Origin of the sequence: Spirosoma lacussanchae, assembly GCF_005870035.1 — a bacterium.
In the GTDB taxonomy this organism is placed as follows: domain Bacteria; phylum Bacteroidota; class Bacteroidia; order Cytophagales; family Spirosomataceae; genus Spirosoma; species Spirosoma lacussanchae.
The window spans coordinates 11,362-31,435 of record NZ_SWJG01000004.1; the positions used below are offsets into that span (position 1 = coordinate 11,362).

General features: G+C 51.6%; 28 protein-coding genes. 4 read left to right on the forward strand and 24 right to left on the reverse strand.

Going from position 1 to position 20,074, the window contains the following annotated elements; all coding sequences use genetic code 11:
* Positions 1 to 70: 70 nt before the first annotated feature.
* On the forward strand, positions 71 to 217 hold the full coding sequence (locus FBR45_RS26400; RefSeq protein WP_171044908.1) for a hypothetical protein: 147 nt from the start codon (positions 71 to 73) through the stop codon (positions 215 to 217).
* On the opposite strand, the gene FBR45_RS15965 is transcribed toward FBR45_RS26400, so the two are convergent.
* The 20 genes from FBR45_RS15965 to FBR45_RS16055 form a co-directional block, all read right to left on the reverse strand.
* Positions 204 to 1,652, reverse strand: coding sequence for a phage terminase large subunit (locus FBR45_RS15965; protein WP_138504080.1), 1,449 nt, complete (start codon positions 1,650 to 1,652; stop codon positions 204 to 206). The two genes, FBR45_RS26400 and FBR45_RS15965, sit on opposite strands and share 14 nt — an antisense overlap.
* A gap of 269 nt (positions 1,653 to 1,921) precedes the next feature.
* Positions 1,922 to 2,281: a hypothetical protein gene (locus FBR45_RS15970; protein ID WP_138504082.1), complete on the reverse strand. Its 360-nt coding sequence runs from the start codon at positions 2,279 to 2,281 to the stop codon at positions 1,922 to 1,924.
* A 19-nt stretch (positions 2,282 to 2,300) separates the two neighbouring features.
* On the reverse strand, positions 2,301 to 3,044 hold the full coding sequence (locus tag FBR45_RS15975) for a terminase small subunit (protein ID WP_138504084.1): 744 nt from the start codon (positions 3,042 to 3,044) through the stop codon (positions 2,301 to 2,303).
* A 48-nt stretch (positions 3,045 to 3,092) separates the two neighbouring features.
* Complete coding sequence (locus tag FBR45_RS15980) at positions 3,093 to 3,455, reverse strand: hypothetical protein (protein ID WP_138504086.1); 363 nt, start codon at positions 3,453 to 3,455, stop codon at positions 3,093 to 3,095.
* Positions 3,433 to 3,870, reverse strand: a complete 438-nt coding sequence (locus FBR45_RS15985) for a hypothetical protein (RefSeq protein ID WP_138504088.1) — start codon at positions 3,868 to 3,870, stop codon at positions 3,433 to 3,435. The genes FBR45_RS15980 and FBR45_RS15985 overlap by 23 nt, the downstream gene beginning before the upstream one ends.
* Before the next feature lie 352 nt (positions 3,871 to 4,222).
* Entirely contained in the window at positions 4,223 to 5,020 is a 798-nt protein-coding gene (locus FBR45_RS15990) for a 3'-5' exonuclease (protein ID WP_138504090.1), read from the reverse strand.
* Between the two features lie 245 nt (positions 5,021 to 5,265).
* A complete protein-coding gene (locus FBR45_RS15995) occupies positions 5,266 to 5,451 on the reverse strand; it encodes a hypothetical protein (RefSeq protein WP_138504092.1) in 186 nt (61 codons plus the stop codon).
* A gap of 14 nt (positions 5,452 to 5,465) precedes the next feature.
* Entirely contained in the window at positions 5,466 to 7,670 is a 2,205-nt protein-coding gene (locus tag FBR45_RS16000) for a VapE domain-containing protein (RefSeq protein ID WP_138504095.1), read from the reverse strand.
* A gap of 18 nt (positions 7,671 to 7,688) precedes the next feature.
* Positions 7,689 to 8,051, reverse strand: coding sequence for a hypothetical protein (locus FBR45_RS16005; RefSeq protein ID WP_138504097.1), 363 nt, complete (start codon positions 8,049 to 8,051; stop codon positions 7,689 to 7,691).
* A complete protein-coding gene (locus tag FBR45_RS16010; protein ID WP_138504099.1) occupies positions 8,048 to 9,598 on the reverse strand; it encodes a DEAD/DEAH box helicase in 1,551 nt (516 codons plus the stop codon). Before FBR45_RS16010 ends, FBR45_RS16005 begins: the two co-directional genes overlap by 4 nt.
* A gap of 1 nt (position 9,599) precedes the next feature.
* A complete protein-coding gene (locus FBR45_RS16015; protein WP_138504101.1) occupies positions 9,600 to 9,995 on the reverse strand; it encodes a hypothetical protein in 396 nt (131 codons plus the stop codon).
* A 288-nt stretch (positions 9,996 to 10,283) separates the two neighbouring features.
* Positions 10,284 to 11,468 (reverse strand): DNA polymerase III subunit beta, encoded by a 1,185-nt coding sequence (gene dnaN / locus FBR45_RS16020; protein WP_138504103.1) that lies wholly within the window; start codon positions 11,466 to 11,468, stop codon positions 10,284 to 10,286.
* 214 nt (positions 11,469 to 11,682) lie between these two features.
* Positions 11,683 to 12,645, reverse strand: coding sequence for a hypothetical protein (locus tag FBR45_RS16025; RefSeq protein WP_138504106.1), 963 nt, complete (start codon positions 12,643 to 12,645; stop codon positions 11,683 to 11,685).
* Positions 12,646 to 12,777: 132 nt separating this feature from the next.
* A complete protein-coding gene (locus FBR45_RS16030) occupies positions 12,778 to 13,089 on the reverse strand; it encodes a hypothetical protein (RefSeq protein WP_138504107.1) in 312 nt (103 codons plus the stop codon).
* Positions 13,086 to 13,328, reverse strand: coding sequence for a hypothetical protein (locus FBR45_RS16035; RefSeq protein WP_138504109.1), 243 nt, complete (start codon positions 13,326 to 13,328; stop codon positions 13,086 to 13,088). Before FBR45_RS16035 ends, FBR45_RS16030 begins: the two co-directional genes overlap by 4 nt.
* A 16-nt stretch (positions 13,329 to 13,344) precedes the next feature.
* Positions 13,345 to 13,494, reverse strand: coding sequence for a hypothetical protein (locus FBR45_RS26405; protein ID WP_171044909.1), 150 nt, complete (start codon positions 13,492 to 13,494; stop codon positions 13,345 to 13,347).
* 146 nt (positions 13,495 to 13,640) lie between these two features.
* Positions 13,641 to 13,910: a helix-turn-helix domain-containing protein gene (locus FBR45_RS16040; RefSeq protein ID WP_138504111.1), complete on the reverse strand. Its 270-nt coding sequence runs from the start codon at positions 13,908 to 13,910 to the stop codon at positions 13,641 to 13,643.
* A 2-nt stretch (positions 13,911 to 13,912) separates the two neighbouring features.
* The gene (locus FBR45_RS16045; protein ID WP_138504113.1) at positions 13,913 to 14,104 is read right to left on the reverse strand and encodes a hypothetical protein; all 192 of its coding nucleotides are present in this window, start codon (positions 14,102 to 14,104) and stop codon (positions 13,913 to 13,915) included.
* A gap of 32 nt (positions 14,105 to 14,136) precedes the next feature.
* Positions 14,137 to 14,640 carry an antA/AntB antirepressor family protein gene (locus FBR45_RS16050; RefSeq protein ID WP_138504115.1) on the reverse strand — a complete coding sequence of 168 codons (504 nt, stop codon included), beginning with the start codon at positions 14,638 to 14,640 and terminating at the stop codon, positions 14,137 to 14,139.
* A gap of 3 nt (positions 14,641 to 14,643) precedes the next feature.
* Entirely contained in the window at positions 14,644 to 14,886 is a 243-nt protein-coding gene (locus tag FBR45_RS16055) for a hypothetical protein (RefSeq protein WP_138504117.1), read from the reverse strand.
* Between the two features lie 102 nt (positions 14,887 to 14,988).
* Between FBR45_RS16055 and FBR45_RS16060 the strand changes: the two genes are divergently transcribed.
* The 3 genes from FBR45_RS16060 to FBR45_RS16070 all read left to right on the forward strand — a co-directional run bounded on the left by FBR45_RS16060 (position 14,989) and on the right by FBR45_RS16070 (position 16,793).
* Positions 14,989 to 15,840, forward strand: a complete 852-nt coding sequence (locus tag FBR45_RS16060) for a LexA family transcriptional regulator (protein ID WP_138504119.1) — start codon at positions 14,989 to 14,991, stop codon at positions 15,838 to 15,840.
* 6 nt (positions 15,841 to 15,846) lie between these two features.
* Entirely contained in the window at positions 15,847 to 16,383 is a 537-nt protein-coding gene (locus tag FBR45_RS16065; RefSeq protein WP_138504121.1) for a hypothetical protein, read from the forward strand.
* 92 nt (positions 16,384 to 16,475) lie between these two features.
* Positions 16,476 to 16,793: a helix-turn-helix domain-containing protein gene (locus FBR45_RS16070; protein ID WP_138504123.1), complete on the forward strand. Its 318-nt coding sequence runs from the start codon at positions 16,476 to 16,478 to the stop codon at positions 16,791 to 16,793.
* Here the strand turns inward: FBR45_RS16070 and FBR45_RS16075 are convergent.
* From FBR45_RS16075 to FBR45_RS16090, 4 genes are all read right to left on the reverse strand, one after another.
* Positions 16,790 to 17,011, reverse strand: coding sequence for a hypothetical protein (locus tag FBR45_RS16075; protein ID WP_138504125.1), 222 nt, complete (start codon positions 17,009 to 17,011; stop codon positions 16,790 to 16,792). The two genes, FBR45_RS16070 and FBR45_RS16075, sit on opposite strands and share 4 nt — an antisense overlap.
* A 73-nt stretch (positions 17,012 to 17,084) precedes the next feature.
* Positions 17,085 to 18,329: a phage integrase SAM-like domain-containing protein gene (locus tag FBR45_RS16080; RefSeq protein ID WP_138504127.1), complete on the reverse strand. Its 1,245-nt coding sequence runs from the start codon at positions 18,327 to 18,329 to the stop codon at positions 17,085 to 17,087.
* 435 nt (positions 18,330 to 18,764) lie between these two features.
* Positions 18,765 to 19,256 carry a glycerophosphodiester phosphodiesterase family protein gene (locus FBR45_RS16085; RefSeq protein WP_246082267.1) on the reverse strand — a complete coding sequence of 164 codons (492 nt, stop codon included), beginning with the start codon at positions 19,254 to 19,256 and terminating at the stop codon, positions 18,765 to 18,767.
* Entirely contained in the window at positions 19,246 to 19,647 is a 402-nt protein-coding gene (locus FBR45_RS16090; RefSeq protein ID WP_138504131.1) for a WD40 repeat domain-containing protein, read from the reverse strand. Before FBR45_RS16090 ends, FBR45_RS16085 begins: the two co-directional genes overlap by 11 nt.
* Between the last annotated feature and the right edge of the window lie 427 nt (positions 19,648 to 20,074).

Below are 20,074 nucleotides of genomic sequence, written 5' to 3' on the forward strand. Positions count from 1 at the left end.
AAATCCTGCTGAAATTAGCAGCCCGCCTAACGGCCATCGAAGGCAAACTCAAAACCATCAACAAACGCTCATGAAACTCAAAGTCACCCCCACTGTCATTGCCCTGCTCTCGGCCGCGGTTATCGTGTCTGCCTGGGAGATGCGGCCCCTGCTGCTCGGCATCAGCGTAGCCTGCTGGGTCATGGCCGTAGGGTATTACATCTTTAGTCGCTTGTAGTCTCCTCCCCGATCTTACCCCGCTGTTTTTTCCATTCTCGAAAGGCATCCCAGAGAACGGCTCCGACCCCGTAGGTAAACATCGACAGGGCGTGGCCGTTCTTTTCGTATTTGTCGCCCTTGGCATCTTTGGCGTGTTCCTTTTTGATACCAGTCGAATCCTCCAGGGTAGTGGCCAGGTCCTCGATCAGCGTGGGACAGGCCTTCTCGTCGATCAGGATCTCGATACGTCGCCCGTTCCAGATCACCACCCCCGCCAGCACATCATTGATAAAATCCCGCATAACCGACGACACCGTTACGGCTTTGTTGACCTGGTTCGATCGGTTGTGAAGGTAAGGCGCCAGGGACGTTCTGACCCTGTCGAACCGTCTGAAGTTGCCTTCGCCCTCTACCCTGTTCTCGCCCTGCCGGTCACCATGGTACGTAACTGGCCTGGGGTACTTGATCAGGTAATCAGTGATCAGTCGACCGCACAGCCGGTCGGTTCGGTTGTTGGGTGTAGCCAGGCAGTATTCCCTGAAGAAGCGGATCTGGAGCACGAACGGCTGTAGATCGACCTGGAAACAGCCCATTGTCATGTAGGGCACTGTGTTGAAGTCAAGCGAGATATGCACGTCGTTGGTCAGCTCTGGCAGGAACGGCACCGTTCCGGTGTGGCGGCCGTAGTCGAACTCGTGATACCATTCGCCCCCGGTCTTTTCTTTCACATCCCAGTTACCCTCGACGAAGATCTTGTACTTGATCGGATTGGTCAGCTTGAGCATGTTCAACGACTCCCTGAATGATGGCTCAAGGGCGGCATTGTCGTCAATCGTCATCGGGATGTAGCAGACGTAATCGGGCAGCGTGCCCGCTAGGAATTTGTCGTAGAACTCTTCCCGTACCCAGGTGCTCGTTGGGTTGACTGTGATGAAGAGGATCGGGTGAGGCTGCTTACCGACGTGCTTCGGAATAAAGTACGACCCTAACCGTTCCAGGGCCTTGTCGTAGGTTGCGCGTTGCAGCTCCTCAGCCTGTTCGAGCCAGATCCAGTTCATCTCTAAGCCGTTCCAGCGCTTTCGCTCTTTGTCGGTGGCGTCCTGCTCGGCGAAAAACTGAAAGCTGCCCCCGTTGGTAAACTTCCATTGAAACTGGGGATCGCCTTTGAACTGCTTGACGAACGACTGGGGCATCAGCTTCTCGATCGTGGGCAGTGTCGTCGTGCGCAGGTTGGGCAGGGTGTCACGCACGACCATCGAACGCGCCCCCGGAAACCGTCTGTGTAAGGTGACCAGCGTACCCCCAACGCCGAAAGTTTTGCCACCGCGGACGGCCCCACCGCAAACAATGATGCGATATTTACCCGAATGGGCAGCATTAAAGAGTTGAGCCGCCTTGGGGAACAAGGACGGCTCGAAACTCACCTGCGTATTGAGGGTTGGGGCAATGGTCATGCAATCTGAATGAATGCAATATCAAGTCGGAATTGTGAATCAGTGCCTACTCCTACGTAGAACAGATGACGGCTATTGATCTGTAGTAAGCCAAATCCCCAGCAGCTTTCTGCTGACCCGTCAGCCATTTGCATATTCTGCCTGTTGAACAAATTATAGGGTTTGTACAAGACCTTGCCTATACGTCTAAACTGAGGGCTGACATTGAAGTATGTTAAATCGAATGCTTTCATGAGCTATCCGTTTACCGCCCGGTCGGCGCTGTTTTGTCAAAGTTTGGCCTTAACCAGTTGTGAAAACTTGGCCTTCTTACCCGCCAACATGCGTAGGTTGTGCGCCGATATCTGCACTTTCGGCTGCGTATTGATCACTTCCAGAAACCGGGTAGCCGCATCAATAATATTGCTGAAGTAGGGCCGAACACCCCCACCTTGCCAGACCTGCAGGAACCGGGTAGCAAAGCGTTCAGCGGCCTGTGTGTCTTTCTCCCCAAACCGGCTATAGTGCAGACTGCACAAAGCTGAATGGGTCGTCTTGTAACTGACATCGGGCGTGAAATCGAAATTGGAACACTCCTTTTGATAGGGTGTTGTCGAATTATTGTTCGAGCAAGTTTCGGGCTGATTCATAAGTCTCTTGAGATAGCGGTTAAAACAAAATCGTAGTCCCGTCGGGCAGCGTGTACCCCTGCAGGTTCTTCGGCTGGTTCGCATCGCCCGGCAACTGTTTGTATCGGCCGTGCAGCTGGAGAACCTTATCAAGCGCGTTCTCCGCTGAGTACAGCTCGACCTTCGGACCATACTCAGTAAATGAGAGCGTCTTGATACGACCCTCGGCTTTGGCCTTGGCCAGCTTCACCAGGTCGACGTCGATCTCTTCAACCCAGACAGCTTCACCAGGCACATCCCGATACGCATTGGGGTTTCGTTCCAGTTCGAGGGTATAGCGTATCCCCTGCAACTCCCTACGCTTCTGTTCGGCCTTGTGGGTGCCCAGCTCATCACCGCCAAGCATGGCTATCCGGGCGAACTCTTCTTCGAACTCCATCTCCGCGTCCAACTCCTCAATCAGCTGCTGCAGCGGCTTTCTGACCATAGGCGTACGTAACACGGTCTTGATGGATAGAAAGTCATTGATTCGGGATCTTGCAATGTCGGTAAAGTGTTTGACGGCTTCGCCTGCCGACATGCCAATCTGTTCGCCGAGGAAGCTCACAGCCGCCTGAATATCAGGTTTCGTCAAGTTCTCATGCCCGATCCGGTTCGCTGTACGCTGCGAGTATCCAGCCCGTCTGGCGGCTTCAGATGCGTTAAGACAATCAAGATATTCGATCACGAACTTCCGCTGGCGAGCGCTGAGCTTATCAAGAGGGTTTTGAACTGGGGCTTCCATATACGCACTAAATTACCATGAAACGATTCAAATTCGTATTTGTGACAATCAGAATACCACACTCCGGATTGTTATAACGGTAAGTTTGTACTGCTCCACAGACCGAATGATTTGGTAAATGGCTCCTTCACGTTCGTTAGCCTCCTGGAATGCTTTCTGATCAGCTTTCTGGCTATCTGAGCCTACTTTAAACTCGAAAAGGTATAGACGGCCCCGTTTGAAGTACTGAGAATCACAGCGGCCTTTCCTGATCCCTATGGCGGTATTGCGCACACCTCGTCTCCCTCCGACACTATTGTTGAGATTGGCGTGGACTAGGTGCCGATCGTCGGGGTATTCGTCGACGTGCCACTGATAACATTCAGCCTGTAGACGGTCATGCGTCCAGTTATTTTCCTTGATCTGTGTCATCTATGTAAGGGTGATTTACTTTGGCTAATAACCGCTTCATAGCGGGAGATATGGGAAGTGAAATAGCGAATGTGCCATATCGTTGAACGAAGGAGGGCCAGGCCTTCTGAATCAGGCCTTCTCCGCGTGCATAGGGGTGGATCCATGCCCAGTTTAAATACCATCCGCTTTCGTTTTGAAGAAAGTGAACCGCGCCTACCGGCTCCACATTCATAAAGAACAGATAAGCCTCCCCGGCTGGTGCTTTGTAATTGTACTGAAGAAAATCGTAGTGCATCTCGCGTCGAAAATAGCGGGCAAAGGCCTCCACGGCTTTTCGCTGACTTTGGTACGATTGGATGTCTACCAACATATAGCCATCCATCAGTTTGTGATGGGTTAGCAGTTTGGGGGTAATGATGTCGTAACGGCTCATAGATTTTGATTGTCCCCACTTTTCTTGTTGTCCCTACCCTGTCCCTCCCGGTTTTCAGGTGAGAGGGGACAGATAATAATCTGAATTACTGATACTTACACCTACTGTCCCTACTTACCCCCCTTTTTTCTCGTTTTTTGATTTTCTATATATACGAGATACATATATAAGCGTAATCCAGTATACCCTATTCCTTACCCCTTCTTTACTCTTGTAATATTATTTATTGAAAAAAGTAAGGACAGTAGGGACAGAGGGGATAAGTAGCTCAAAAACTGAACGTTAGCTGTCCCCCCTTTGGTCAAAAAAAGTAGGGCCAAAAGGGGGGACAGCATCAAAAGGGGGGACAATATTACCAGGGCAGCTGCCCGTTGGTGGCATCATCCCAGGCTTTGGTCAGCCCGAGCAGGTCTTCACAGATAGCTCGGGTGTCGGGAGCAAAATCAGCTTTGTAGTACATCCAGTGCACGAAGTCCAGAAAGTCGGCCGCTGGGTGGCCTTTATGACGGCCGAAGTTGAGCAGTAACACACCGTCATTACTGTAGGTGAACTTACCGGATAAGTCGGCCGCTTTACAGCCGTAATTGGTGTAAACGGCCAGTTCCTCCACTGTAGAGGGCAGATCCGGGTAGCGTTGAAGCTGGGCCGCAAAGACGGCGAATGTCGCTTTACAGTCAACCATGGCATTGTGAGCATTGGGTAGCTCTTCATCGCAATAGAAGCGAACGGCATTGGCCAGGTTACGGGGCTCCCGTATTTTGAATAGGTTGCCTACGTCGATCATATGGAACATGCCCGTGTGAATCTGAATACCGATACGAGCAAATTCGGCGGCCAGGAGCGGGATGTCAAACCAGTTGGAGTTAAAGCCAGCCAGATCGCAACCGGCCATGAACTCAAATACTTCGCCGGCGATATCGGCAAAGGCAGGGGCATCACGGACGTGCTCGTCAAGGATCCCGTGGATCTGGGAGCTGGCTACGGGTATAGGGATGGTTGGGTTGACCAGTTTACTATACTGATCGACATCGCCCCCTTCAGAAGACGGGTAGAGCTTGGCCAGAGCGATTTGTACGATGCGATCGTTATCGCGGTCGAGGCCTGTTGTTTCGAGGTCTAAGAAGACCAACGGACGGGTTAGATTGAGCATTGAGCGCGAGGTTAGTCGATCAATTGACCGGTGAGCGGGTGAACTATTGGTCCTGTTGACTGACTGACAAAGAACAGATCAACAGCATCTGACCGTTGACTTAGCGTCAGTTTTCCCAAGCCAGTAGCCGGGCTATTTTGTATCCGAATTGCCCCTGATTCGAGCGGAACAATGATAAATTGGCCAACGTGAATCTTGCCAGCCTTATCTACTCGTACCTTCTTTACAGACATCATATTACTGGTTTATAATTGAATTCGATTCAATACATATTTGAGCATTGCCAGGCATAGACCCAGGCATGAGCCAACGATCCGGGCCGGGCGAACGCGTTGGTAGGGATAAGTCATCCGGTTAATCACTAATGGGATCAGGCAGATCAGCAGGACGATCAGGAGTTGAGCCAATGAGGCATGTGGATAGTGTTTCATGGTATGGAGTAGGTTTATCCCTCTAGGACGACCTCATAGGCATAGTAGCGTTTACTACCTTCGCCACGATATCGTTTTTTCTCAAAGCCCATGGCGGCCAATTCACGGCCGATCAGGGCTTCGGAAAGCTTTCGGTTGTTGGCTTTGTTTTCCAGGTAAGTCATAATTTTTACAGCGCTGAGCCGCTGCACATCCTCGCCACCTGCACCGGTCGGCATGCGAACGTATTCAACCAGCAGGTTGTGCTCAGTTGAATAATCCTCGAAGCCGTTTACCTCCTCAGCAATGCGATCCATTTCGGCCCGGGTTAAATGATGCCGCTCTCCCGCCATGTAAGCGTGATAGGCTTCCATCAGCAGGTCCGTTTTATCGACAGCGTTATAGAGCTCATGATTAACGGAGGTGACGTTGATGGCCACAATTTTTCGGTTATTGTCCGGGTCGGCAATGATCTGGGTCGGATTGGAGGTCCCACACATCAGGGCAAGCCGACGACGTTTGACAAAGGCTTTTCCGTAGGGTTCACGGAGCGTGAACCGATCAATCGATGCGTATCCTTTTAGCGTCTCGGGGTCTTTGACCGTCTTGCCCTTCCATTCGTCATTGAAGGTGATCAGGTTCTCGCACATGAGCATATCGGTATCTTTACCCACCGGCCAGGTTGTTTCGGCAAAATACTTATGATGAAGCTCCCGGGGCAGGAGCCGCCGAAACCATTCGGTTTTGCCCGACCCTTTTTTACCCGTCAGCACGAGTACGAGGGGGCAGTGCTCGTCAAAGATGGACGAGATAAGCCCCAGCAGCCACTTGCGAATTATGAACTCTGCATAATCGGGGAAGAACGAATCGTCTTCAAGCCCGGTGGACGTTTCAATCGACTCGGCAAGCGCTTTGATGCAGCCGGTTGGCCGGCGATGGCGATGCTCAGTGAAAAAGTCTTTGAGGGGGTTATAGGTCTTGGTAAATGATGAATGAATCAGCTTATTAACCATCTTGTCGGTGACCTTTTCGCCCAGCACTTTGACCGAATGAATCCAGATGCTGTTAAAATCATCGTCGACCAGACCGTGCCCCTCTTCATCCTCAATGTAGCGGGTAATTTCGTTCCGACGCATGGGGTATTCCTTGTTGAGAAACAGCTCCAGCTGATCAAAAAGGGTTTCGCTAGTCTCAAAGGGTTCACTACTGGCATACACCTGATCAATGATCGGCTCGGCCGCTGTTCGCTCTGCGCCGTCGACCATCTTCAGCACGGTGTCCATGGCAGAGCTTTTTGAAACCTTCTGCTTTTTGGACATCGCGGCCACGCTGACGATCTCTCGGGTCTTCGGCGTCATGATATCCAGCCCCGCCAGTCGACAGTAGTAGTAAAACGTACTGATCGTAATGCGGGCCGGCCGGGTATCAGTCAGGTATTTGAACTTCTTGTCGCAGTCGTCGCTGTTATAATCGGGGTGATACTGGCTGATCTCGTGGAAGTAGCTGCGGGCGCCATCTCCGTATTTGCTGATCAGGGCCCAGCCGACCTTATACCATTCGTTGTAGCCAGGTGCAATGTCGATCCCCCGGGCGTGGATCTGATCGAGGATGTGCTTCAGATCATCTTCAGTATCGATGAAGCTGGTCTTTTTTACCTCTTTCTTTTCCTTCCTGGGGTACTTATTGAACAGCTTCGCCTTGGGGTTGTGGTATAGATCCGGATCGTGGGAGATATAGCGCAGGCGGTTAATATTCGACGACGATGGGTCAAACTCTTTACCCACCAGGCCGTAGTTGCTGATCATATAGTCAGCAATCCCCTGGAAGGATTCAGCCCAGCGGCCCGAATCGATTCTAAAGATCACGCAGAGCCCTTTCCCCCCGATCGAGACAAAAACGGCATATACGTACGGATCCTGGCTCAGCTGAAACCGGATCGCTTCGGTGCGTTCGTTGAGGTGATCCAGATCGGCCGCCAGCAGTCCCGAGGCCTCCCGGAGATTATTGATTTCTTTCTTTCCTGTGAAGGTTCCGCCGATGGTTACGCACTCCGAAAGCGACTTTCGTCGATCGTACTCTTTTTTATCGTCGAGGGCTTCCCGAACCCATTCGGCATGCCGTTTCCAGCGAGCGCCTGAGCGGATCCCGTCGAAGAAGTCCTGCACCGTGATATCTACCCCCTCAACTGTCGATCTATCTTTATAATGGCCAATCAGCCGGGTTTCGGTGGTGTTACTCATTGTCATAGGTTGAGTGGGTTACTCGAAGGATAAGCGTGTCTGGGCTAATGATGCCCGATATTGTTTGATGGCTTCCTTCAGCTTACGGTGCCCTTTACGAGTGGCTGCATCGGGCCATTTTTCGTAATGGGTGGCATGCCGAAACCCGTTATCGAGAGCGGCCAACAGAGCCGAGTGGCGATCCGGATAGGCCTTTCGATACTCATTGTAGCCAGCTGCTGAAGAAGACCCTCCATCATGGATATCCCACTGATAGCCATACACCCAACTGCCGTCGGGGATCTGGGCCAGCTTGACGAGGCCAATGTCTTTCCCGGCCCTGTGTACCTCCAGAACTTCTGGATTTTCACACATACCGTTTTTGTTGAAGACGAAACTCATACGAGTTGTGCGTTTACAGGTGGATTCCATTGTTGTCGCATGACCCAGCCCCGTTTATAGCCCTTCAGTTGGGCAACCTGCTGGATCTGTTCCAGGAACTCCTCTTCGGACTGGCACCGGTCGTTGATCTTATACAGGAGCCAGCCCGCCTTGTACCCTTTGACTTCCTGAATTTCCAGCAGCGTCTCGACAGGCAGTGACGGGATGGTATCCGGACGGTTGAGCCTGATCAGCTCTTTCACCCGTTCTGGCGAAAATTTGGGCTGGGGTACCATATCGGGGGTTACCTCGACGAACTCCTCCGCTTCTGCATAGGTCTTTTCTTTCTGGGGGAACTCGTAACCGCATTTGGGGCACTGACGGCTCGACAGGGGCACGATCGCATCGCAGGCATCACAGACTTTCGCCGGCGCAACATCGACCTTATCCGACTTCTTTCGGGTCTGGTTCCAGATACTGCCCCAGTCGCGTTCAGCTTCCCACAGACCGAGCTCAGTCCAGTTATCGCCCATATCCAGAATGATGAAATTTGGCTTGCCTGGCGCTACTCGCGACCCACGGCCGCAGCTCTGCAACCAAAGACTGACCGACGTGGTCGCCCGGTTCATGATGATGCAGCGCGTTGTTGGATCGTCGAAACCAGCATTCAGGATCCCGACATTACAGATGACCGGATACTCCCCCTGCTTATAGCCCTTCAAGATGCGATCGCGCTTGTGCGAATCAGTTGTGCCATCGACGTGCCTGGCCCCGATGCCCGCATCGTTAAACATCTGGGTCACTTCCAGGCTGTGGGCAACGTTGACATTGAAGATGATCGTCTTCATGGGGTGGCCATCGTTGTATTTGGCGCAGGCCTCCTGATATCGCTGCAGCAAACCAGTGTACACCTGTCGCCCCCCAAAGACCGACATCTGGGACTCGTCCGAATAGTCGCCGGTCTTATCCCGCTGCAACTTCGAGCGGTCGATCTTGGCACCGTAGGTAATGGGCGTCGATAGGTAGCCGGCCGCAATGAGATCCGCGATCTGAACCTGATTGACCAGGGCCTGGTAATAGTTTGACAACGGATCAGACTTCGACGCGCTTAAGGGGGTTGCGGTAGCGCCAATGACAAACGTCGATGGCTTGAAGCGGGCAAACAGTTTGGCGAAATTCCCGTAATGGCATTCGTCGATAATGACCAGGGTCATGTCCAGCAGCCAGGGCATTTTATCGATACGCTTGAAATAGGTCTCGATCATGCCGACATAGCAGCGGGCCCGAGGGTTGATGCGTTTGTTATCGGCAGTAATCTGTTCGAACCGAATGCCGAAGGCGGCCAGTGTACCGCCTGCCTGGGTCAGCAGCTCGATTCGATTGGTCAGGATCAGCACTTTGTTCTCGATCCGTTTGGCCAGCGTCTGTTGCGTCAGGGAGCTGAACATTACAGTCTTGCCGGCACCGGTCGGGGCGCAGAGAATGACTCGTCTGGCCAAAGCCTGGAAATGCACCCGGATGCTGTTCAGGCAATCTTCCTGGTAGGGGCGCAGGGTGATCGGAGTCATATTAGGGCTTCTCGATAGCGGCTGTAAGCAGTGCGAAATAGATATGTTCCTCGTCGGCGAATGTCGAGTCAGGCGCTACCGGTATTTTGATCATTTTCTCATGTTTAGGGAACTGAGCCCGAAACAGGTTGACCAACCCTCCGAAGGAGAATGCCAGCGACTGATCAGTGCCGGCGGCTGGCTTAAGGGTGAAGCCTCGCAATGACCGGGCGATGTACCAGTCTTTTCCGTGTTTCTCATCCTGGCCAATGATGATCATATCGCCCGCCTGCACTTTCAGCAGGTCGACCAGTGGCTTATTGATCTTAAGAATGTTGCCCGTTGAGATTGAAAACATGGGCCGGGGTGAGGGCTTGACCTTTTCAAACGACTCAGCCGTATAGAAAGTGAGTTTCATATTGGGAGACGGTTTACGTGTGAAGGCTATTGATTTGATCGATCAGGGCACGTCGAAGCGGAGATGTCAGGCGGTCGTCGAAGTGGTTGAGGGCCCATACCAACCACTTCGACGTAGTGACCGTTGACAGGAGCTGGCCTTTGAAGCGGCCGCACAGTAGGCGATAATCGGAACCGGTCCAGCTACGCCGGTAGTTTCTGCGCAGCACCGGACCGGCATAGCAAAACATCCGGTCCGGGTCGCGTGTGAAGGTTTCGTCGTCTGGCTGGGAGGGCCTGACCACTGGCATCAGGCGTATGCATTAAGCAGTGCCGGCATTAGCACGGACGTATGTTGATCATTATCGCCAAATAGTAAGGCAGCCCTGTTGGGTGTGGAGAAACTGAAACGAATCTGGTCGCCTTGCAGGTGATTCAGTGTACTTAGTAGATGCTTCCCATTGAATCCAATCTCAAACGGATCCCCCTCGTAGTCATAGTTGGGAATTACCTCAATCCCTTCGTTGGAGTAATCGAGATCTTCAGCGCCAATCTGCAAGCCTACGTCAACATTCCAGGTCAAACGGATTTGCAACGTAGTCCGGTTAGCCACAAGCATTACCCTGTTAACAGCTTGGACTATCTCGTCTTTTTGTACGGTCATTTCGAGGGTATTGTTGACCGGAATAGCGTTTTCATAGTCAGGGAAACGCTCATCAATCAGACGGGCTTCGATGGTTTTATTACCCATTTTAACAACTGCTTTGAGCGGTGTTAGAGTAATCTCCAGATCATCGCCCACTCCCTCGCCGATTAGCTTGATTAGCATCAGAACGAACTTTTTAGGGAGCAATGCTTCAATCGACTCAACATTGACCGACGAAATGATGTATCGATTGAGTTGCATGAGGTTCGTACTGGCCAATTTCATTCCCTCATTGGATATCCTCATGCACACAGCCGTCGTGGCGGGTCTTAGCTCGTCATTTGTGGTAGAGTACCCAGTGCTAATCAGACCCTGATGAAAGTCTGCCAGATCGTCTCCCGACAGTATCATATTCACTGCTTTGCCTTTATTATCATTTTTTCCACTTGGGAAATCGATTGGATCTTCACCTACGAGCTTATACGTGCTCTGGTCGGTGAGAATCCTGTGGGCAAAAGCTTCGTCTTTTCTCCCGATCGATACGAACATGGGTTGGTTTCCGAGCTGACCGACCAGCTTAGAGAATAGGTCAAAGGGCAATAGGAACAGCTCGCCGTCAGCGCCGATCGAGAACGATTCGCAAGGGACATCGATGCGCATAGTCTGCTGCAGATCGGACGTCGTAAGCGTTGCCTGGTCGTCTTTGACGTAAACTTTTACGTTGTCAAGCACGGGGACGATCGGATTAGGATTGACCGCGGCTGATACAAAGCTGAGGGCCTTTTTAAGCGCAGATGCCGCAAAGAGCACCCGAGGACCGCTTTGAGCGGCCTGTTTTTTCTTAGCCATGATAGAGATTGAGTTGAGCCTGACGATGAACCAGGATTACAGAGAATGAATGATAGAAATCAGGCGATCGCCGAAAATCTGATACGCATTGATTAGCGCTGTTTCGAGTTTCGCGTGGGAGGATCCGTCGGCGTTGCGAACGGAGAATGTGAGGTCGGTAACCGTTATTTGGGGAATCGGTGTGTCACCGCCAAACAGATCGGGTGTGGGTTGGCTATTCAATGGGCACCTCCTCCCCTATAGCTTGCTGGGCCATTTCGGCCGCTTCAGGTGTAGCATAGAACCGCTTTGTTTCTTTATCGTAGTCGACACCTTGCTCTTCCGCCAGGGCGACCAGTCCACGAAACATCTTGATTTTTTCCTCCCGGTTCAGATTCGGGATTTTGCCCAGGGCTTCAGCTGCTTTATCATACGATTCAGGGCTATGCACCTGATCAGGATCGCTGACCATGAGTCCAACCGCTTTATTCCATTCGTCGAGGGCCTTCATGAGCTCAGCACTTTCTTTCTTAGACATCTTCACCGGCTCCGCTGCTGGCTGGGTCGTTACTGTAGCCTCTACAGCTGCTGGTTGAATTCGTGCTTGATATTCATGCTCCTTTTCGTAGGGCTTCCGCCGTGACTCTACCACCTCTGCGGTCGTGTCCTGCACTACTGGCGCTTCTTCCAGCTCCCCCTCCGTATACACCGGGCCGCCAAACACATCAGGGCAGTGCCACTTGGCGCCGTTGGACATAGCCCGGTTAAACAGCATGTTTTTTGGGAAGTTTTTCCAGGTGGCTTTTTCCTGCCAGCCTCCCTTCTCCCGGTTCCACTCCATATTGATGTTAGCGGCTTTAGCCTCTGCCATGGTAAAGACCGATTCGCCAATTACCTGGCCACCCTCCGTAAATTCAATCTGGCAGATCGTCGCATCGTGCTTGACAACCCGGTAGTTGTACTTTCCCGATCGCTTGATCAGGCTCGCGATCAGGCCGCCCCCCAGGGACGGCTTACCCTGAACGATGTGAATGCCTGACATGCTTTGAAAAGCGGGCAATCCCAGTTCAGCACCTGCCAGCACCTTCACGAATGCTTTGGTCGCGTCGCTGGCATCTTTAAAATAGCCCGAGCTGGCCAGGCTTTGCGCAATGGTATGCACATCCGCAGGCGTTGTCGGTATCAATGATTGATTCATGATCTTAATAATTAGGATTGCAGATAACAGCCTTGTAGTCGCTGAGGAACATGAGCCCGCAGAAGAAGATGATGCTCACGCAGAGGATAGGGATCAGGTAGTTTATGACCCAATCGTAAAGTCCCTGATTTTTCAAGCCAGCCACATCGCTAGGAATGCCCCCGTGACAAACGAGCTCAGTCTCCCGGCTACGCCCATCATCCATGCATCGTGGGCGTAGCCGGGAGACTGAGGCACATTACCGAAGAATGTACGGATCAAAAACCGCGTGAACCGATTAGGCCGAAAGCTGTCTTCGTACTGGGCCTCTTTGAGTATCCAGCTGAGTTGATTAGCCTGTTGACGTTTATTGGGGCCGATCAGCCAGGCTGACATCGCCGGCCGTGAATTGAATCGATCCAGTGCTTTTAGCTGTTCTATTCGTTTGATACGATTGTAATTCATAATCTTGGTCGAATGGGTGCGGAGTAACCCCGCGAGTGCTTGGTAAACCCTAGTGCATAGGCCCGCTGATCCAAAAGCCAGTAGGCTAGTCCCATCTGTGGGTCGAGCGGATGTTTCTCGCCCCGATGCTGGAACCCTCTCAATACATCCCGTACCCGAGACAGCTCTATATGATCTTCGATCTGGTTGATTCCAGCCTTAAAGTCGTCGATGGACAGACAGGCGCTCGCGATGAACATAACTCAGCGTCAGTGTTTAGAGGACCACCAGGGCCAGCCAGAGTTCAAACCGTTCCTGCTGCAGGGCTGCCCGTTCTTCGATGCTGAGCGGCCCCTGCAGGGCTTCGTTAACTTCCTGCATCCGCTGGGCAATAGCGCTTGCTAGGTTTAGACCGATGTTTTCCATTACTTTGTGGTGAAAATATGTTGAACACAGACCCTGGCACCTTGCCGGGGTTTTGTCTTTTAGCGTGGGTAAAAGGTCACCCGCCAGCAAAGCCGACGGGTGTCTCCCGCTCTATCCACACCATACCGGGCATACACCCGGTGGTATCATTGACGCCGATGGCGTTCTAAGAATCTCTCCAGTTCCGATCGCATCACCCACAGCCGGTTCCCGTACTCCGAGGGGACAATCTCCCCGCGTTCGATGTAGGTCATCAGGGTGGACCGGGCAACCTTTAGCCAGGCAGCGGCTTCTTTGATGTTCAGCGGCACATCTTGCTTAAGCCGCTCCTGTACCGTCGCCATCAGTTGGCGGTTAGCGTCCAGGGTGGCTTGTAGATCACGGGCAAACTGCGCGTCAAGGGCAATCATATCCATACCTAGAAGCTGTAAACGATGGTGAACAACGCGCCAGTGGGGACCTGCGAAGCCTGAATACTGACGCTGATACCGGCCTGGTTGGCTGCCTTGATCGCATCCGACAGGTTTTCGGCGCAATCACGAATGCAGTCCATCAAGTCAGCGGTTGACGGCTGGGGGCGGGTATCTTCGGAGGTTGGGTAAGCGACCATATTGAAACGAGATGAAGGGTTGGTAAGGCGATTTAGAGTTCAAGGTTTTCGACCCAGTAGCGGCCCGTCCGTTCGTCCCGGCGAAGGCGCTGGCGGGCTGGGCTTGCCTGATAGCGTGCCGGATCAAATTCCGGTGCGGGCTGAATCGCGGCCGGGTGCAGGGGCTTTTCAGTGAGCAGGCGAACCATAGCCTCCAGCTGCTCCACCCGGCGTAGTAAATCCCCCGCTTTGGCCCGGCGTTCGCACTCGATAAAATAGAGTCGGGCCGCTTTCCCCTTTTTGTTACCCTCAACCATCGACAGCTCTTTGGCGCAGGTCAGTGTCAGGGCGTATTCTTTGCGAGTTGTGCCTCCGGTTTCTCGCTTCTCAATTTTGAGAAACGAGGTAAAGTCAACTCCCTCAACGAAACCGTACTCTCTAATACGACGGCGAATCCAGTCGGCAAAGCGGGTTTCAACTTCCAAATAGCTGTGAAGTTCACGGGCGTCAACAACTTGCTGGCCTTCCTGCTGAGTGATTGAGACGAGTGCGTTCATAGCTTAGTTGGAGAAATAGCTATTAACTCTTTTTTCGAGCCAAGCCAGCTCAGTATCAGAAACACGGGTATTTCCCGACAACCTAGCTCTAAAGGCTACTGGAGATATTCGATATTGACGACAGAAAGCCCTCTGCTCATCTTTTCTCTCACCGGGATTAAGCCGCTTGTAAGCCCTGCGAAACGCTTGTGTATTTTCTTCGAGCGCTTCAAGGGCGTTTCCTTGTTCAGTGATCGTATTTGACATAGTTTTGTCTGTTTCTGATCGTTATCGATAGCAAATGTAATAGAAAATTATTACATGTCAAGGGGCGATTGATGATTTTTCTATTACAATCTGTAATAAAAAATGGGTACACCTGAAAAGAATGAGGCAGAGATGACTCCTATTGAGTTTAAAATCAGGACTTTGCTGAACGAAAAGAATATGAGCCTTCGCGCCTTTTGCCAGGCTGTACCGATTAACACAAACACCCTGTATGATATTTTTAAGAAAGGGCACGGCAAAATCCCGACCCTTCAAAGGATGGCCGAAGTGCTTGGCGTTAAAGAAGACGACTTACTACTTCCAAGTGTAGTTTATTTGGGCAGGGCTGGCATGAGGGACAATATGGATAAGGGCATATCAGAAGTGCCCGAAAGTCCCGAGCAGAGCCTGGAAGCTATTCCGCTCAATTTTGTTGACGAGACAGAGGTAGATCTCAATTCCAGTGGCATGGAATTTCGTGATCTTAGTAATGGAATGGTTTTAATGACAATGCCCTTGGTCGATGAATTTGCTTATGCCAGTTATCCAAGCGGTTGGCGGGATAAAGAATTTGTAGTAGAGTTGCCCCGGTATTCAATCGTACTTCCCAAACGAGAGTCAGGTTTTTACCGGGCGTTTGAGGTTCGAGGCGACAGTATGGATGACGGCAGTATCAATTCTATCTGTTTTGGCGATATCGCCGTGGGTCGGCTGGTTGATAGTGAGTTCTGGAATCATCGCCTTTTTACCAACGGTGGCACGGATTATATTATCGTCACAACCGACGGGATCATCGTTAAGCGTATCATTAGGCATGACATTAAAGACGGGGTCATTACCTGTTCATCAATCAACCCCAACAAAAAGGAGTTTCCCGATTTCGATATACAACTTGCTAACGTATACGAGCTTTATAAAATACGTAAAGTAGATAGAGACTGGAATCGAAGATGATAGTTTATGAGTAATACTACTTTTCATGATCGCCACTTTACAGGCATGCGCTTTTCTGTTTTTATAGTCTTATTTCTTGCTGCATCAGTAAGCGAACTATACGCCCAGGAGAAGTCAAGCCCTGACTTTAGAGGGGTTCGATGGGGCATGAGCCTGCCAGATGTTAAGAAAACTGAGCCTCAAAAACCCTTCATGGAAAGCGACGGCCAGCTTGTTTATAAAAACGTTCTGGTCGGCCAGGAGAAGGGAGAGCTGATTTACGACTTTGAGGAAAATCAGCTAACCGGGGGCATATATCGCTTTCTGTCACCTTTGCCCTCTAGCGAGGCCTATACCGCTCGGTATAACAAAGTCAAAGCCTATTTGATTGGCAAGTACGGCAGCCCTATATCTGATACGGTTAACCCGTCCGAAAGTAAGGGGCCGGTACAAAGTCACAGCGCAATGTGGATGGGCGCTGGCCGAACCATCCTGCTTACTATGGATAATAACGGAGGGAAAGCCTGGACTACGGCTATCTTCTCGAAAGGGCCCAAGTTTTAGGGTGCCTATCTATTAAGCTTAAATCTAAATTTTGTTCAACTGCGCCAATTCAAATTTGGCGCATATCTACTTACGAATAAAACTCATTAATCATGATTGACATTGGTAATCAACACCAGTCTGTTCGGCTTCGGCTCCGGGAATTTCGCCAGCATCTCAAATTGAATCAGGGCGAATTTGGCGCGCTCCTGGGCCTGGATCAAACGCAGGTGAGCGCCATGGAGAAAGGTAAATCAGATCTGACAATAAAGACCCTGTACGCCCTGGTCAAACTCGACTGCAATCCGATGTGGCTGCTGCTGGGTCAGTCGCCTGTGCAGCTATCGGCCGCGACCAATCCGCCCGCTACTGTAGAGGTCCGGGAAAGGGCTCAGCATGTTGAATATATTATCCAGGTGCCCAAGCCCTAGTTATCGTGTAGCCTGAAGGTGGTTTTCTCTGAGTTGAGTATAGTTAACGCCTTGTCGACGTTGTTGGTTGCCCTGGCCATCTCCTGGTGTAATTCCCGCTCCCGGCTATCCTGATCGGCTAGAAACCGCTGAACCCGCCGGTTGATATACCGCTCGGCGTACAGACACAGCCCCATCAGCAGGGCCGCACCCAATAAACACGTAAGGCCAATTACCATAGATCAGTTGATTTACCCTAAAGGTACGCAGATTGTAGTTGCCTCACAGGCAATCGAGCCCCCCGCTGCGTACCTATTCCGAAAATATAGCATCCATCGCACTGTCAAGTCCCTCTTTGTCGAATGCATTCAGGTAGCGCTGGGTCGTGTCCAGCCGTTGATGGCCGAGCGCCTGCCGGATATCGTCGATCGAGATGTTCTTCGACTCCTTCATTTTACGCCTGGCCCGATCGGCGAAGCTATGCCGGGCCGTATGGAACGTTAGCTTCAAGTCGCTACCTAGCTCAGCCAGGCTGGCCAGCGTCTTCAACTCCCGATTGATCAGTACCTGCACGGAGGAAATCTGATTGAACAAATTCTCCTGCAAAGCCCGAGGCATACGCTGTTTGTCTTCGAACGTGATATAGGCGGCATAGGGAGCCGCTGAGTCCAGCACCCCGAATAGATAATCGTTGGGCTGCTGATCTGGGCGCCGGAATAGATCCAGAACCTGTTTGGCTTTGGGCGTCAGCCCAGTACTCATCAGCTGGCCGGTTTTTGACATCTGGTATTCAAGCCGGGGGCTTTCCTCTCCTACCACGTTGCGCCATCTCAGCTGCAGGATATCGCCACTCCGGATGCCCCCCATCTGGTAGGAGAATAAATACAGCCACTTGGCCCGGTACAACCAGGTCGCTCCCGATCCGACGTCTACAGCCTCCAGCTGAGCCACCTGCTGATCGGTTAGCTTCAGGCGGGGTGCTGGCTTATCATCAGGCATAGTAAAATGCCGGAACGGGTCCTTATCGATGGCGTCGAGCCGAAGCGCCTGCAGGAACATATATTTGATCCGGTTGAAATACGTATGCTGCGTGCCGGCCATCTTACCCGACTTCTGCAGATGCCGCTTGAAGCTATTGAGCGTTTCCAGGGTCACGGCTTTGAGTGGCACGTCTTCACCCACGAACGAAACAAAGGTGCCCAGGCGTGATTTCAGATTGCGCTGGAAACCGACACTATTGACCGACGCATCGGCCACAACCTTATCCCGGAACTGGCCGAGCGTCCAGGCCTGGCTGACCTGGTCCGTAGCTGGCTGATCGGCTGCCTGTTCAGCGGACTGGATCACCTTTTTCAGATCGGCATTCAGCTGGCGGTGGTCAGGATGCTTTGAGCGGATCCATTTGCCGTAGCCGGCAGCCTTGTCGAACTCAGACAGCTTAACAACGATACCGGTTTTCACCCGTCGGTGTTTCCGGTCTTGAGTGATGCGCAGGAAAATAGAATATCGCCCGTCGACGTTAGGTTTGTGGTTGAGTTCAATGGTGTAGGTTGCCATGGTACCGAAACAATTACCGAAACATTCGCCGGTTATTATCGGTCACAATACTACACCATCGATATTTTACTTATATCATAAACCTGCCTAATTTTTTCATACGGACCGATTTTAGATATATGTGATTTGTAACAGTGTCCTCCCCGTGGTCACAAAGCAAACAAGACAAGCACTTACATTTTTTGTAAGTGCTTGTCTGTTTATAAGGGTACAACAACTGTATGTCCCTAATCCCGTTTCAGATTTTCTCACGCATAACAAGGCTAATAGGCTACCTATATATCTGTGAGTGAGAACATAAGGCAATTACTTTCCAGCCGATTCGTTGGCGGTCCGCCTGTACGTAATTAACACCTATTCATATAGCAGCCTGGACTGCCACTAGCGGGCTTAGAATAGATTGGGGTAGTCCGTGATGATACCGTCGACGCCCAGCTACATCAATTGCTCAATGTCAGCTTTCGTGTTCACCGTCCACGGAATAATCCGCATGTGCTGCTCGTGGCTGGTTTTGACCGTTTGTTCGGTTACGGTCTTGTAGTAAGGACTGTAGATGGCCGGTGTGAACCCAAGTGTCTGTACGTTTTCTTCCACTGATTTTGTGTTAGCGGTCAAATAGGCCAGTACGACCGAAGGAGCTATTTTATGGATCAGTTGCAGCGGGCGAGCATCGAACGACTGAATGTTGAACCGGGTTCCAAGTTTCTGCTGGCAGATGGGTAACACCAGCCCGACAAACTCCGCCGGAGCCGGGTGGTAAACGCCGTCGGTGGCAGGTGTTGACTTGATTTCAACATTGTACTTCGGCGCTGGCAGCTTACAGGCTTTCGCGTAGGTCTCTACCGAGTCGATCAGTTCAGCCAGCAGGGGCTTGTAAGTACGTACTTTCTGCTGGTCCGGAAACGGCGGGTGCGGCTTAGTGCCCACGTCGAACGTTTTGATCTGGTCGTTGTCGGGAGCTAAATTTTTTAGTATCTGTAAACCGACGTATTTCCTGACCCGTAGTCAGGCTCCATTGCCTGATGCTGTTGTCTTTCAAACTTCCTCCAGAGAAGAAATAGCGACCGTCGGGAGAGAAAGCAACGGATGGTATGTCATCGGTATGCCCGTCAAATCGATGCAGTTCACGGCCAGTGGCAACCTCCCATAAGCGAATGGTTTTGTCATACGATCCGGATATCGCATAGTGGCCCGTTGGCGAAAAAGCCATGGATGATATACTACCTGTGTGCCCGATCGGAACAAACAACGTTGGTTTTTGGGCGTAGTTCACCGTGCTAAACCATAAAAGCAGGGCGCCAAACAGATAGCGGTTCATATATGCATAAACAGGTTGGTGGACAGGACAATAGATTCAACCCCAAATTAGGTCAAAACCTGTCACTGGTGGTGTTGGTGCGTATAAAGAAATAGCGCGCCGGTTTGCCCGGGGTTTACCCGTAGGGCTTATCTGGTTATTGGTACGGCCTCAGGCCAGCACCTACCTTTATCCTCTGTGTTGTTTCAAGAAGTAGTCTAAGCGGAATGTTGGGAATATTGACATCCGGTTATGCCAGCCCTGTCAGCTTAAGAAGCGTTGGGCGTCGGAATGCTCAAGGGCTATTCCTGTTTGTCTACCGATGCTGAACGCAGGCGTTCAAGCCAGTCAGGGACGCTACTCATCAGGCTATCGACCTGGGCTGACTCCAAATACCTCTCTCCGCCACCGAAATCTGGTCCGGACACAGCTGAGCAGGTAATTTTTG

Excerpts from the sequence above, each read along its gene's own strand:
- FBR45_RS16000 (WP_138504095.1), bottom strand. The coding sequence starts at position 7,670 with ATGAGTAACACCACCGAAACCCGGCTGATTGGCCATTATAAAGATAGA.
- FBR45_RS16015 (WP_138504101.1), bottom strand. The coding sequence starts at position 9,995 with ATGAAACTCACTTTCTATACGGCTGAGTCGTTTGAAAAGGTCAAGCCC.
- FBR45_RS16045 (WP_138504113.1), bottom strand. The coding sequence starts at position 14,104 with ATGGTCGCTTACCCAACCTCCGAAGATACCCGCCCCCAGCCGTCAACC.
- FBR45_RS15970 (WP_138504082.1), bottom strand. The coding sequence starts at position 2,281 with ATGAATCAGCCCGAAACTTGCTCGAACAATAATTCGACAACACCCTAT.
- FBR45_RS16050 (WP_138504115.1), bottom strand. The coding sequence starts at position 14,640 with ATGAACGCACTCGTCTCAATCACTCAGCAGGAAGGCCAGCAAGTTGTT.
- FBR45_RS16080 (WP_138504127.1), bottom strand. The coding sequence starts at position 18,329 with ATGGCAACCTACACCATTGAACTCAACCACAAACCTAACGTCGACGGG.
- FBR45_RS16075 (WP_138504125.1), bottom strand. The coding sequence starts at position 17,011 with ATGGTAATTGGCCTTACGTGTTTATTGGGTGCGGCCCTGCTGATGGGG.
- FBR45_RS26405 (WP_171044909.1), bottom strand. The coding sequence starts at position 13,494 with ATGGAAAACATCGGTCTAAACCTAGCAAGCGCTATTGCCCAGCGGATG.
- FBR45_RS16065 (WP_138504121.1), top strand. The coding sequence starts at position 15,847 with ATGAGTAATACTACTTTTCATGATCGCCACTTTACAGGCATGCGCTTT.
- FBR45_RS16005 (WP_138504097.1), bottom strand. The coding sequence starts at position 8,051 with ATGAGTTTCGTCTTCAACAAAAACGGTATGTGTGAAAATCCAGAAGTT.
- FBR45_RS15995 (WP_138504092.1), bottom strand. The coding sequence starts at position 5,451 with ATGAAACACTATCCACATGCCTCATTGGCTCAACTCCTGATCGTCCTG.
- FBR45_RS26400 (WP_171044908.1), top strand. The coding sequence starts at position 71 with ATGAAACTCAAAGTCACCCCCACTGTCATTGCCCTGCTCTCGGCCGCG.
- FBR45_RS16040 (WP_138504111.1), bottom strand. The coding sequence starts at position 13,910 with ATGGATATGATTGCCCTTGACGCGCAGTTTGCCCGTGATCTACAAGCC.
- FBR45_RS16025 (WP_138504106.1), bottom strand. The coding sequence starts at position 12,645 with ATGAATCAATCATTGATACCGACAACGCCTGCGGATGTGCATACCATT.
- FBR45_RS16060 (WP_138504119.1), top strand. The coding sequence starts at position 14,989 with ATGGGTACACCTGAAAAGAATGAGGCAGAGATGACTCCTATTGAGTTT.
- FBR45_RS15980 (WP_138504086.1), bottom strand. The coding sequence starts at position 3,455 with ATGACACAGATCAAGGAAAATAACTGGACGCATGACCGTCTACAGGCT.
- FBR45_RS15985 (WP_138504088.1), bottom strand. The coding sequence starts at position 3,870 with ATGAGCCGTTACGACATCATTACCCCCAAACTGCTAACCCATCACAAA.
- dnaN (WP_138504103.1), bottom strand. The coding sequence starts at position 11,468 with ATGGCTAAGAAAAAACAGGCCGCTCAAAGCGGTCCTCGGGTGCTCTTT.
- FBR45_RS16090 (WP_138504131.1), bottom strand. The coding sequence starts at position 19,647 with ATGAACCGCTATCTGTTTGGCGCCCTGCTTTTATGGTTTAGCACGGTG.
- FBR45_RS15975 (WP_138504084.1), bottom strand. The coding sequence starts at position 3,044 with ATGGAAGCCCCAGTTCAAAACCCTCTTGATAAGCTCAGCGCTCGCCAG.
- FBR45_RS16070 (WP_138504123.1), top strand. The coding sequence starts at position 16,476 with ATGATTGACATTGGTAATCAACACCAGTCTGTTCGGCTTCGGCTCCGG.
- FBR45_RS16010 (WP_138504099.1), bottom strand. The coding sequence starts at position 9,598 with ATGACTCCGATCACCCTGCGCCCCTACCAGGAAGATTGCCTGAACAGC.
- FBR45_RS16055 (WP_138504117.1), bottom strand. The coding sequence starts at position 14,886 with ATGTCAAATACGATCACTGAACAAGGAAACGCCCTTGAAGCGCTCGAA.
- FBR45_RS15965 (WP_138504080.1), bottom strand. The coding sequence starts at position 1,652 with ATGACCATTGCCCCAACCCTCAATACGCAGGTGAGTTTCGAGCCGTCC.
- FBR45_RS16030 (WP_138504107.1), bottom strand. The coding sequence starts at position 13,089 with ATGAATTACAATCGTATCAAACGAATAGAACAGCTAAAAGCACTGGAT.
- FBR45_RS16035 (WP_138504109.1), bottom strand. The coding sequence starts at position 13,328 with ATGTTCATCGCGAGCGCCTGTCTGTCCATCGACGACTTTAAGGCTGGA.
- FBR45_RS15990 (WP_138504090.1), bottom strand. The coding sequence starts at position 5,020 with ATGCTCAATCTAACCCGTCCGTTGGTCTTCTTAGACCTCGAAACAACA.